At 47.8% G+C, this 12,460-nt stretch carries 9 protein-coding genes; all 9 read left to right on the top strand.

Annotation, left to right across the window (positions count from 1 at the left end; genetic code table 11):
- Positions 1–27 precede the first annotated feature (27 nt).
- The 9 genes from rffA to OCV77_RS01160 all read left to right on the top strand — a co-directional run bounded on the left by rffA (position 28) and on the right by OCV77_RS01160 (position 12,455).
- Positions 28–1,158: a dTDP-4-amino-4,6-dideoxygalactose transaminase gene (gene rffA, locus OCV77_RS01200; RefSeq protein ID WP_262572564.1), complete on the top strand. Its 1,131-nt coding sequence runs from the start codon at positions 28–30 to the stop codon at positions 1,156–1,158.
- A complete protein-coding gene (locus tag OCV77_RS01195; RefSeq protein ID WP_262572562.1) occupies positions 1,148–2,977 on the top strand; it encodes a hypothetical protein in 1,830 nt (609 codons plus the stop codon). The genes rffA and OCV77_RS01195 overlap by 11 nt, the downstream gene beginning before the upstream one ends.
- Positions 2,974–3,504 carry a UDP-4-amino-4,6-dideoxy-N-acetyl-beta-L-altrosamine N-acetyltransferase gene (pseH, locus tag OCV77_RS01190; protein ID WP_262572560.1) on the top strand — a complete coding sequence of 177 codons (531 nt, stop codon included), beginning with the start codon at positions 2,974–2,976 and terminating at the stop codon, positions 3,502–3,504. Before OCV77_RS01195 ends, pseH begins: the two co-directional genes overlap by 4 nt.
- Before the next feature lie 15 nt (positions 3,505–3,519).
- Positions 3,520–4,497: a glycosyltransferase family 2 protein gene (locus OCV77_RS01185; protein WP_262572557.1), complete on the top strand. Its 978-nt coding sequence runs from the start codon at positions 3,520–3,522 to the stop codon at positions 4,495–4,497.
- On the top strand, positions 4,494–6,143 hold the full coding sequence (locus tag OCV77_RS01180; RefSeq protein ID WP_262572556.1) for a DUF6020 family protein: 1,650 nt from the start codon (positions 4,494–4,496) through the stop codon (positions 6,141–6,143). The genes OCV77_RS01185 and OCV77_RS01180 overlap by 4 nt, the downstream gene beginning before the upstream one ends.
- Positions 6,144–6,247: 104 nt before the next feature.
- The gene (locus OCV77_RS01175; RefSeq protein WP_262572555.1) at positions 6,248–8,767 is read left to right on the top strand and encodes a hypothetical protein; all 2,520 of its coding nucleotides are present in this window, start codon (positions 6,248–6,250) and stop codon (positions 8,765–8,767) included.
- 30 nt (positions 8,768–8,797) lie between these two features.
- On the top strand, positions 8,798–10,696 hold the full coding sequence (locus OCV77_RS01170; protein ID WP_262572553.1) for a polysaccharide biosynthesis protein: 1,899 nt from the start codon (positions 8,798–8,800) through the stop codon (positions 10,694–10,696).
- The gene (locus OCV77_RS01165; RefSeq protein WP_262572551.1) at positions 10,696–11,826 is read left to right on the top strand and encodes a DegT/DnrJ/EryC1/StrS family aminotransferase; all 1,131 of its coding nucleotides are present in this window, start codon (positions 10,696–10,698) and stop codon (positions 11,824–11,826) included. Before OCV77_RS01170 ends, OCV77_RS01165 begins: the two co-directional genes overlap by 1 nt.
- On the top strand, positions 11,823–12,455 hold the full coding sequence (locus tag OCV77_RS01160) for a sugar transferase (RefSeq protein WP_317246610.1): 633 nt from the start codon (positions 11,823–11,825) through the stop codon (positions 12,453–12,455). The genes OCV77_RS01165 and OCV77_RS01160 overlap by 4 nt, the downstream gene beginning before the upstream one ends.
- Positions 12,456–12,460: the final 5 nt, after the last annotated feature.

Here is a 12,460-nt window from a genome sequence, read left to right as displayed (position 1 = left end):
GACATACAGCAAACGAGGAGGAGAAGGATGATCCGGTTTAATGTGCCGCCCTATACAGGGAAGGAAATAGAAAATGTAAAAAAAGCAGTGGAAAGCATGCACATCTGCGGAGATGGCGAGTTTACCAAAAAGTGTAATACCTTTCTGGAGGAGACAACAGGCACGAAAAAGTGTCTTCTGACCACCTCCTGCACTCATGCACTGGAGATGGCAGCCCTGCTCTGCGATATCAAGGAAGGGGACGAGGTGATCATGCCGTCCTATACCTTTGTGTCTACCGCAGATGCCTTTGTTCTTCGCGGAGCGAAGATCGTATTTGTGGATATCCGTCCGGATACCATGAATATTGATGAAACACTGATCGAGGATGCAATCACGGAAAAGACAAAGGTCATTGCACCGGTACATTATGCCGGAGTCGGCTGTGAAATGGATACCATTATGGACATCGCAGACAGACATCATCTGATGGTAGTGGAGGATGATGCACAGGGGATCATGAGTACCTACAAGGGAAAGCCCCTCGGAACCTTTGGTGAGTTTGGGGCACTGAGCTTCCATGAGACCAAGAATTACAGCATGGGAGAGGGTGGTGCCCTTCTGATCCGTGATGAAGCATACATTGAAAAGGCGGAGATCCTGCGGGAAAAGGGAACAGACAGAAGCAAGTTTTTCCGCGGTCAGGTAGATAAATACAGATGGCAGAGCTTTGGCTCCTCCTATCTGCCAAGCGATATGAACGCCGCTTATCTTTATACCCAGTTTGAGATGGCACAGGAGATCAATCAGGTGCGTCTTGACAGGTGGAACCAGTATTATCGTCTGCTGACTCCCCTTGCAGAGGCCGGAAGGATCGAGCTGCCATTTGTACCGGAGCACTGTGTCCACAATGGCCACATGTTTTATATTAAGACAAAGGATCTGGAAGAAAGGTCAGCCCTCATTGACTTTATGAAGAAAAATGATGTGCTTACTGTATTTCATTATATTCCGCTTCATTCCGCACCGGCCGGACAGAAATTCGGGCGGTTCCATGGAGAGGACAGATATACGACAAAAGAGAGCGAAAGACTGCTCAGACTGCCCATGTTCTATCAGCTGAAGGAAGCAGAGGTAGATTATATCGCGGGAAAAGTAAAAGAATTCTATGGCATGTAAAAGCTTTTTGAAAAAGAAGGAAAACTGTATACTGACACTGCTCTTTCTGGGGATCCTGCTGCTTGTAAGTGCCATCCGTTATGATTATTATTTTGACCTGAATGATGATGTGCTGATGAAGGACATTCTGGCAGGTGTTTATACAGGAGATCCTGAGGGACATAATATCCAGATGCTCTGGCTGATCAGCGCACTGATCAGTGTGTTTTACCGTGTGGTACGGGTACTCCCCTGGTATGGGATGTTTCTATGCTTCTGTCATTTCCTGAGTATCGGACTGATCGTGCACAGAAGCCTTCTTCTGACAGAGCAGCTGGAAGCCTTTGGAAAAAAGATCCGGCTTCTGAAAGGATTTCTGTTTCTGACAGAGCTTTTCTTTGCCCTTTCGTTCCTGATGCCGCATCTGGTATGCGCCCAGTACACCGTTACCTGCAGTATGCTGGCGGCAGCAGCAGCCTTTCTGTTCCTGACAACAGATATCACCCTGCCGGCAGGAGCCTTTATCAGGAGGAACATCGGAACAGTACTGCTTGTATTCCTGGCCTATCTGATCCGGTCAGAGATGCTTCTGCTCCTCTTGCCGCTGATCTGTGCAGCAGGAGTGATCAAGTGGTCCATGGAGAAGAAAATCTTCACTGGAGAGCATATGATCAAATATCTGTCTGTGATCGGACTGATCCTGCTTTCTGTCGGGATCGGACAGGGCACCCATAAAATTGCCTATGGCAGCAGTGAATGGCAGAAGTTTAATGAGTTTTTTGATAACAGGACAGAGCTTTATGATTTCCAGATCCTACCGGAATATGAGGCAAATAAGGAATTTTATGAGTCCATAGGACTGACGGAAATGGAACGGGAGCTGCTTGCCAATTATAATTTCGGACTGGATGAGGAAATTGACGAAGACCTTGTCCTGAAGGTGGCAGATTATGCAGCATCCATACGGCAGGCGGAGCGCCCCTTCCTGCAGAACCTTATGGACAGCCTGAAAAGTGATTACCGCAGGATGTGCTATGGACCATCCCATAATGAAAGTGACTATCCCTGGAATTATATGGTGATACTCGCCTATGTGGCAGTGCTTGTACTGTCTCTGATGGATGGGGAGAAAAAGATGCCGGCACGGATCAGCTCTGCAGCCCTCCGGCTCGGATTTCTTTTTGCTGTGCGGATGACCCTCTGGCTCTGGCTGATCATGCGTGACCGAGTACCGGTGCGGATCAGTCATTCCATGTACTTTATGGAGCTGTGCATTCTGTCTGCCCTTGGACTGATCCTGTGGATAAGGATGGCTGCAGATGACAGAAGCTGGAAAACGGGCAGTGTGACAGGCATGATCTGTCTGGCAGCAGTGCTTCTTTACAGCGTGATGGCACTTCCTTTTACCATAAGGAGCCTGGATCTTGATACACAGGCCAAGGCAGAGAGAAATCTCCCTTATCAGGAGTTATATCAGTATTTGCGGCAGCAATCAGATGATTTCTATTTTATAGATGTATATTCCTCTGTGGGATATACGGAAAAAATGTTTGTGGATGTAGATAATTCCCTTGCCAACTATGATATTATGGGCGGCTGGGCCTGCAAGAGCCCGCTTCAGAGAAAGAAGCTGGCGGCCTTTGGGATCAGCAATATGGAAGAGGCGCTGCTGACACAGGATAATGTATATTATGTGCAGGAAAAGGGCGCTGATACTAAGTGGCTGATCCGGTATTACAGGGATCATGGAAGGGAAATTACGCTGATACGGGAAAAGGCTTTTGCGGGCTTTGAGATCTACAGCCTGCAGGAAACGGCAGAAGGAAAGGCAGTATCATGACAGCGTGGATCAGAGGAAAAAAGATCCTGCTTCGTCCGATGACAGAGAAAGATACAGAAAATATCGTCAGATGGCGGAATGAAGCATTTGTAAGGGAAAATTTCATTTATCAGAAGCCTTTTACAGCAGAGGGGCATAAGCACTGGGCAGAGACTATGGTAAACACCGGCAGAGCCGTGCAGTTTATCATCTGTACCCAGGAAGAAAAGCCGGTTGGCAGTGTGTATCTCCGGGATATTGACAGAACCCACAATAAGGCAGAGTATGGCATTTTTATCGGAGAAGAGGAAGCCCTGTCAAAGGGATATGGTTCAGAGACAGCAGAGCTGATGATCCGTTACGCATTTGAGGAGCTTCAGCTTCACAAGCTGTATCTGCGGGTGCTGGCAGGGAATGAACGGGCTAAGAAAAGCTATGAGCATGCCGGCTTTGTACAGGAAGGATATTTCAGGGATGACGTCCTTCTTCCGGGAGGATATCAGGATGTGATCTTTATGGGCATCCTGAATGAGATAAAATCTGAATGAAGAAAGGCATAGGGCATGAAAAAAATCAGTTTTGTGATTCCCTGCTACCGTTCGTCGAAAACGCTGCCGGGAGTTGTGGCAGAGATCGAGGAGACGATGCAGAAGCTTCCGGACTACAGACATGAGATCGTACTGATCAATGACTGTTCCCCGGACGATACCTTTGAAACGATCAGACAGCTATGCAGGGAAAATAAGAGAATTACCGGGATCAGCCTGGCAAAGAATTTTGGGCAGCATGCGGCCCTGATGGCAGGGTTCCACCATGTCAGCGGGGATATCGTAATCTGCCTGGATGATGACGGACAGACACCAGCCTGTGAGGCTGACAGGCTGATCCGTGCGATCGAGGATGGTGCAGATGTAGCCTATGCCAGATACGCACACAAGCATCACTCCGGATTCCGGAATTTTGGCAGCAGGGTTAATGAGGTTATGACGAGAGTCATGCTTGGAAAGCCAAAGGATCTGTATGTATCCAGCTACTTCGCAGCAAGGAGGTTTGTTGTGGAGGAAATGATGCATTATGAAAATTCCTATCCGTATGTGATCGGACTTGTGCTCCGCACAACAAAAAATATCGTAAATGTGGATGTGAACCACAGAGACAGACAGGCAGGAGAATCCGGTTATACGATGAAAAAGCTGATGGCACTCTGGTTTAACGGCTTTACGGCATTTAGTGTAAAGCCTCTCAGGATCGCCACAGCAGCCGGAGTAGTCTGTGCAGTCTGCGGATTCCTGTATGGTATCTACACGATCATCAAGAAGATATTTATCCAGCCCCCGGGACTGGTGACCGGCTTCAGTGCACTGATGTCGGTGATCGTATTTATGGGCGGTATGCTCATGCTGATGCTCGGGCTTGTTGGCGAATATATGGGACGGGTCTATATTTCCATGAACAGCTCCCCACAGTTTGTGATCCGTGAGGTCGTAGGAAAAGAAGCCTGGGAACAGGCGGATCTAACAAAGGAAGACACAGAGGAATGAATGTGGATCTGAAAAAGAAAATAATTCCAGTTATATCGGGATTTATGTATGCGGTCTGTCTTGTCTTTGGACACAGCCTTGAAAAAGAAGGCAGCATAGCCTACAGGGATGGCAGGCTATGGCTTACGATCCTGATCCTTGGTATTCTGCTTTCGGCGGCTCTGACAGTAATTATGAAGCAGCTTCAGAAGAGATTGCTGCCAAAAGGTCTAGAGCATGAGACAGGACAGCAGATCAGACAGGTTCCGGCAGGCCGCATGACATTTTTATATGCAGGCATAATTTTCCTCTGCTATCTGATCGTATTCCTTGGTGTATACCCGGGATTTTTCGTATATGATGCACAGGATGAACTGATGCAGGTCATTACCCGGAGCTTCTCCACCCATCATCCGCTGTTTCACGTACTTCTGATGGGAGGTACAGTACAGCTCATCCATAAGCTGACAGGCTCATATAATGCAGGAATTGCCTGCTACACACTGCTGCAGATGGCAGCGCTGTCCCTGATCTTCGGATACGGGATCCGGAAGCTTAAGGAAGAAGGCATGGGAAGAAGGGGAGGTATTCTCTTACTGGCTTATTTTGGAGGGTTTCCTACGATCGTCATGTTTTCCCTCTGCTCGGCCAAGGATGGATTATTTACCGGCATGGTGCTTTTGATGGTATTGATGCTGTGTGCATTCTTCCGGGATCCGGCAGAGTTTTTTCAGAAGAAGGGGCACTGCGCATGCCTGTTTCTTTCCAGCTGCCTGATGATGCTCCTTAGGAACAACGGCTTTTATGCCTTTTTTGTATTCGTGGTGTTCCTGGCTCTGCTTTTTCTCAAGGCAGAATGGAAGCCCTACAGAAAGAAAATGCTGCTGTTATGTGCAGGCGCCATGCTTGCATTCCTTGTGGTCAACAAAGGCTTTGCCCTTGTACTGCATGCTGATGACAGTGAAAATCAGGAGATCCTGACAGTTCCGATCCAGCAGCTTGCCAGAGTGTACAGTATGGAAGGTGACACCCTGACAGAGCAGCAGAAGGAGACGCTGTTTGAGATCCTGCCGGAGGAGGCATTGAAGCGCTACAATCCCAAGGTTTCTGATCCGGTCAAGGTGGACTTTGATAATGAAGCTTATGAAGCTGATAAGGGAAAGTACAGAAGGCTCTGGTCTGATCTTTTCAGGGAGCATCCCTTCGGGTATCTCAATGCCTGGTTTATGACCTCCTATGGATTCTGGTATCCCGGGGCAGTCATTGATGTGTATACAGGAAATACCGTGTTTACGTTTACTTATGAAGGAAGCTCCTATTTTGGCTATGAGGTAGAGGAGCCGGGAGAGAGAAAGAGCCTGATCCCGCTGGTCGACAGGGCTTACCGTTTCCTTTCCCTTGATGAAAGGGCACAGGAGATTCCGCTTTTATCGCTGGTTCTGTCACCGGGAGCAATGTTTTTTCTGTGGACCTTTGTCCTTTGCTTTTTCTGGTATACAGGACAGGACAGGAAGCTGTGGCCATTCCTGTTTCCGGGACTGCTTTTCCTGACTGTACTGCTTGGTCCCACGTACCTTGTCAGGTATGTGGTCTTTCTGTGGGTGCTTCTGCCGGTGCTTTTGTGGGAGCTGTGCAGAAAATCAGAAAGAAAAGCAGCAGAAAAATGAGAAAAGGACGATGCCGGAATTTCCGGCAGGTTTGATAAATAGGGGTATCTGTGTTATACTACCCATGATTTTAAGGCAGCCTCCGGCTGCAGATAAGAGGACAGATGAACAAGACAATATACCAGAGCAGAGCTATACAGGCAGTGATCGTGATCATCACAGCGATTCTGCTGCTCTCCATATGGCCGCTCCGCATTTTTAAAGAAACCGTTACAACCTCCGTAGGATCCCCTGCAGAAGAGATGCAGGCATATACAGTGAATGAGGAGAGCATGGTCATGCAGACCATTGCCGCTCAGTATGACCATATGAACACCCTGCACCTTTATCTGGGAGCAGATGTACAGGGCAGTGATTTCTATGTCAGGATCCTTGACAAGGACTGGCAGCAGGTCTGCGAGGAAAAGGTGGATATTGACGAGGCTGCACTTCCCGGCTATCAGGAGGTGGAGATCGATGTAGATATGGAAGTCAATGCACTTTACTATATCATTGTACAGGGAGACCAGTCAGAGATTCAGGTCATGTCGGTTCCGGCAGCCATGACAGATATGCCGTTCCTTGGAGAACTGTATTATCAGGATGCATCCATGGATGGCATGAGCCTTGTGGCAGATTATGACTATGGCATGCCGCTCCGCAAGATGGGTATGCTGGTCTGCGGCGCAGCGATCATTATAGTGGCAGCACTTCTTCTGCTCCTGGTAAAGGTAATCTACCGGAACCGGGAAGATAAGCTGATCACTGTGGAAAAGGCCTTTAAGACGGTGATGAACCCTTTGGTCGCAGCAGGAACCCTTGCAGCATTAATTGCAACGTTCCGGGGTACCTTTAGTCACTATGCACTGGATAATACAGTATTTGTGATCAGTATTCTTTTCCTTTCAGTGATCCTGTTCTATGGGATCAACCACAGCAGAGAGGGACAGAATCCTGTGATCACGGCAGATTATCTGAAGAGTCGTGCGGGAGATCTGTTCCAGTCCATCTGTATTGCAGGGGCACTGGCAGCCTGCTGTGAATATATGAGCGGTCTTTATGATATCCACCATGCTGTGGCAGAGCGGAAGGAAATGATCTGGTTTGCCCTTTCTGTGATCGCCATGTTCGGGCTGAAGGATATTTTCCGGGTATATAACCTGATCTATCTGGTGGCAGCAGGAATTGCAGGTCGTTCCTACTATCAGGCACATCTGACAGAGGATATGGATGACCTGAACAGACAGGTATTGAAATATACGGTATGGATCGCCATTCTGCTTGGCTTTATCGTGATCCGGACGGTGATCGCACTCTGCCAGAAGAAGCTGGCAAAGCCAAATGTATGGTACAGTGCCCTGCTTCTTGTTTTCTTTGCCCTGATCATTATTTTCAGGAATGGCAGATGGTGGACAGTTACCATGGCGGCTGCCTTTACGCTGCTGTATCTGAATTATGGGATGTGGGAGCATAAGGAACGTTTCCTGACCAATGTACTGCGTGGCGCTGTCCTGCAGTTTGTGCTGGCGACAGGCTACTGCCTGCTCCACAGACCCTATGTGACCTTCCGGAATGCGAGATATACCCATATTTTCCATACGGTCACCATCACGGCGACATATCTGACCATGATCGAGTGCGTGGCAGCAGTACTGCTTCTTACTAAGCTGACCAAAACGAGAAAGCTGAGAGATATCTGGAAGGAGCTTAGCTTCTTCGGGGTAGTTTCTTCCTATATGATATTTACTATGGCAAGGACTGCCTACTTTGCAGTGGGAGCCACGGTGCTCTTTGCCCTGATCCTGATTGCAGCAGGAAAGGGAAAAGCAAGACTTCTCAATATAGGAAAGAACCTTGGACTGTTAGTCCTTTCCGTGATCGTTCTTCTGCCTGTGACCTTTACCCTGCAGAGGAATATCCCGGCGCTTGTCAGTGAACCCTATCTGTATGAGATCGAGTATTCCATGTATTGTCCGGAGGATGTGATGAGAGGACGTCATGCGGATTCCAAGAATTTCATGAGAGTGGGCCGTTTTATTGATGTTTTCTGCGAAAAGATCTTCGGTATCCCGGAGGGAACCTTTGACATATACGGGGAGATCAAAGAATATCAGAGAACCCATCAGAAGCAGGTGGCATCGCTTAATTATGTGCCGTCTGTAGATGATCTTTACCCGGCAAAGGGCAGTGAGCTTCTGCTTGCCAGTGCAGGTGAGCTGGATGAAAATGGAAATCCGGTGGATATTCCGGAGGATAATGATTATACCAACGGCAGAGTTGATATCTACCGTTCCTATATAGAGCAGCTCAATATGACAGGACATGAGGAAATGGGAGCCGTGCTTGAGGATGGCGAGATCGCGACCCATGCCCATGATATTTATCTGCAGGTAGCCTATGATCATGGTATCCCTGTGGGTATCGTGTTTGCCCTGGTCGGGGCAGCAACCCTTGTGGTTTCCCTGATTTACTATGGAAAGCAGAAGAAAACGATCACCTATGCGGCGCTGCCTGCAGTGATCACAGTGGCAGTAGCAGTAGCGGGTATTGTGGAGTGGATCTATCATCTGTCCAATCCCTGTGGATATCTGCTGATGCTGGTCATCACGCCCCTTTTCTTCATGGAAAAGCAGGCTGCCAAATAACCGGAAGTGAAGGTTTATCGTGAAAAGGATATGAAAAAGGATAAAAAAGTTTTTAACGTCAAAAAATTATATAGAAGAACCTTTCTGCTGATCTACGATATTATCAGTGTCATTGCCTGCAGCTATCTGGCGATCCTGATCCGTTATAATTTTGAACTGACAGAGATCCCGGGACATTTCCTGGCACCGGTCAACCGGTTCCTGCCACTGAATGTACTGATCACGATTCTGATCCTGTATCTGTTCCGGATGTACTCCAGCATGTGGGTATTTGCCGGAGAAACAGAGCTCCAGAACCTGGTGATCGCCAGCATGCTTTCTACGATCTGTTACAGCATCGGCATCCAGTTCTTCAGGATAAAGGGAGAGCAGGCGGTTCCTTCCAGCTATTATTTCCTGTATATGTTCCTGCTTATCAGCTTCATCTTTGTCAGCCGGTTTTCCTATCGGTTTTTACGAAGCCTGAAGCATAAGCAGCAGAATAAGAACAACAGCATTGCCGTTATGGTGATCGGTGCCGGAGAAGCCGGAAATGCCATTATTAAGGAAATTGTAAACAGCAACTTTTCCACCATGGTCATCCGTTGTATCATTGATGATGACAAGGGAAAATGGGGACGGTTTATCCAGGGTATCAAGGTCGTCGGCGGCCGGGACAGAATCATGGAGTGTGCCGATATTTATAATATTGATGAGATCATCGTGGCTATGCCCTCTATTTCCAGGAAAGAGCTCTCTGAAATCCTGGATATCTGTAAGGAGACAAACTGTAAGCTCCGTTCTCTGCCCGGCATGTACCAGCTTGTAAACGGAGAAGTCAGTGTCAGCAAGCTGCGGGACGTAGAGGTAGAGGATCTGCTTGGAAGAGATCCCATTGAGGTAGATCTGAACTCGATCCTTGGATATGTTCAGGGAAAGAGGATCCTTGTTACCGGGGGCGGCGGCTCGATCGGCAGTGAGATCTGCAGACAGATCGCAAGCCATAATCCTTCCATGCTGATCATCGTGGATATTTACGAGAACAGTGCCTATGATATCCAGCAGGAGCTTCTTGGTACCTACCCGGATTTAAACCTGGTGGTGCTCATTGCCTCCGTGCGCAATACCAACCGGATGAACTGGATCTTTGAGCATTATAAGCCGGAGATCGTATATCATGCAGCAGCACATAAGCACGTGCCTCTGATGGAGACAAGCCCCAACGAGGCCATTAAGAATAACGTATTTGGCACCTTTAAAACAGCACAGGCGGCAGCCATGAACGGTGTCAGGAGATTTGTCATGATCTCTACAGACAAGGCGGTCAATCCCACGAATATCATGGGAGCCAGCAAGAGAATCTGTGAAATGATCATCCAGACCTTTAACCGGCACTATGATACGGAATTTGTAGCGGTTCGCTTCGGCAATGTTCTTGGAAGCAACGGCAGTGTGATTCCGCTGTTTAAGAAGCAGATTGCGGCAGGAGGACCTGTTACGGTAACAGACCCCAATATCATCCGCTACTTTATGACGATCCCGGAAGCAGTTTCCCTGGTACTGCAGGCAGGAGCCTTTGCAAAGGGCGGTGAGATCTTTGTTCTTGATATGGGAAAGCCGGTGAAGATCCTGGATCTGGCAAAGAACCTGATCCGGCTCTCCGGATACCGTGTGGATGAGGATATCAAGATTGAATTTACAGGACTTCGTCCAGGAGAGAAGCTCTATGAAGAGCTTCTGATGGCAGAAGAGGGCATGAAGGAGACCTCCAATAAGCTGATCCATATTGGTAAGCCTATTGAAATCAACGAAGAGGAGTTCTTTGTACAGCTTAAGCATTTGAAGGATGCTTCTGTCAGTGAAGACCAGGATATCAGGGAAATGGTACAGCAGATCGTACCGACCTATCATTTTAAAAAGGAAGATGCAAAGAAAGGAAGCGGAAACTGATGGAGAACAAGAAGATCTATTTATCCAGTCCTACCATGCATGGAGAAGAACAGAAATTTATTCAGGAGGCCTTCGATACCAACTGGGTAGCGCCCCTTGGCCCCAATGTAAATGCCTTTGAAAAAGAGATGGAGGCTTATACCGGAGCAGCCCATGCCTCTGCCCTGAGTGCAGGGACAGCAGCCATTCATCTGGCGCTCCGTATCCTTGGGGTTGGTGAGGGAGATTTTGTGTTTGCACCAACACTGACCTTCAGTGCAACCTGTAACCCTATCGTTTATGAAAAGGCAGCACCCATCTTTATCGACAGTGAAGAGGATACCTGGAATATGTCACCGGCAGCACTGGAAAAGGCCTTTAAGACCTATGGAAGGCCCAAGGCTGTGATCGTGGTACATCTTTATGGTACACCGGCAAAGCTTTCCGAGATCATGGAGATCTGTAACCGCTATCAGGTACCTCTTGTAGAAGATGCGGCAGAGTCCTTAAGCAGTACCTATGAAGGAAAGCAGACCGGAACCTTCGGAAAGATCGGTATTTATTCCTTTAACGGCAATAAGATCATCACCACATCCGGCGGCGGCATGCTGGTATCAGATGAGGAAGCGATCACGAAGAAGGCTACCTTCCTGGCCACCCAGGCAAGAGATCCTGCCAGATACTATCAGCATTCCCAGATCGGATACAATTATCGCATGAGCAATATCACTGCAGGGATCGGCAGAGGCCAGCTCCTGCATCTGGAAGAGCATAAGGCACTGAAAAAGAAGATCTATGCGGCTTATAAGGAAGCCTTTGCGGATATTCCGGAGCTTACCATGAACCCCATGAATGAAAAGGGAGATGCCAACTGCTGGCTTTCCTGTGTGACCATTGAAAAGGGATGCAGTGTAACACCGGATCAGATCATGGATGCGCTGGCAGCAGAGAATATTGAATCAAGGCCGATCTGGAAGCCCATGCATTTACAGCCGGTCTTTGCAGAATATGATTATGTCACCGAAAAGGATGGCTGCAGCGTAGCTGCGGATATCTTTGACAGAGGCTTCTGTCTGCCAAGTGATATCAAGAACACGGATGAAGATATGGATCGTATCATCCGGATCGTCAGAGGATGCTTCGGAAAATGATGAACAGACTGTACCGTAATTATATAAAACGTATACTTGATGTTTTGCTGTCCGGGACTGGTATTGTTCTGCTTTCCCCTGTATATCTGGTATTGTGGGTTCTTGTCCGCAGTAAGCTTGGAACACCTGTATTGTTTAAACAGGACAGACCTGGAAAAAATGAAAAGATTTTCAAATTATATAAGTTTCGTACCATGACGGATGCGAGAGATGGAAATGGGAATCTGCTGCCGGATGAGGTGAGACTTACTTCTTTTGGAAAAACTCTCCGGGCAACCAGTCTGGATGAGCTCCCCGAACTTTTTAATATTTTAAAGGGAGATATGAGTCTGGTTGGACCAAGACCGTTACTGGTAAAATATCTTCCGCTTTATAATGAATTTCAGAGACACCGGCATGATGTGACACCGGGACTTACCGGCTGGGCACAGGTAAATGGAAGGAATACGATAAGCTGGGAAGATAAATTTGAAAAGGATGTATATTATGTAGAGCATCTGTCCTTCTGGCTGGATCTGAAAATATTGTTTTTATCGGTTGCAGTTGTTTTCAGACATCAGGGGGTCAATAGTGGAACAGATGCGACCATGGAAGCATTTACCGGAACAAAACCGGAAAATAAGGAGTGATCAGA

This window comes from Suilimivivens aceti (genome assembly GCF_025567405.1).
GTDB classification, from domain to species: domain Bacteria; phylum Bacillota; class Clostridia; order Lachnospirales; family Lachnospiraceae; genus Suilimivivens; species Suilimivivens aceti.
Note: the sequence above shows the minus strand (reverse complement) of the source record. Positions and strands in the feature narration are given on the sequence as shown.

Coding starts and splice junctions, on each gene's coding strand:
- rffA (WP_262572564.1), top strand. CDS start 28: ATGATCCGGTTTAATGTGCCGCCCTATACAGGGAAGGAAATAGAAAAT.
- OCV77_RS01195 (WP_262572562.1), top strand. CDS start 1,148: ATGGCATGTAAAAGCTTTTTGAAAAAGAAGGAAAACTGTATACTGACA.
- pseH (WP_262572560.1), top strand. CDS start 2,974: ATGACAGCGTGGATCAGAGGAAAAAAGATCCTGCTTCGTCCGATGACA.
- OCV77_RS01185 (WP_262572557.1), top strand. CDS start 3,520: ATGAAAAAAATCAGTTTTGTGATTCCCTGCTACCGTTCGTCGAAAACG.
- OCV77_RS01180 (WP_262572556.1), top strand. CDS start 4,494: ATGAATGTGGATCTGAAAAAGAAAATAATTCCAGTTATATCGGGATTT.
- OCV77_RS01175 (WP_262572555.1), top strand. CDS start 6,248: ATGAACAAGACAATATACCAGAGCAGAGCTATACAGGCAGTGATCGTG.
- OCV77_RS01170 (WP_262572553.1), top strand. CDS start 8,798: ATGAAAAAGGATAAAAAAGTTTTTAACGTCAAAAAATTATATAGAAGA.
- OCV77_RS01165 (WP_262572551.1), top strand. CDS start 10,696: ATGGAGAACAAGAAGATCTATTTATCCAGTCCTACCATGCATGGAGAA.
- OCV77_RS01160 (WP_317246610.1), top strand. CDS start 11,823: ATGATGAACAGACTGTACCGTAATTATATAAAACGTATACTTGATGTT.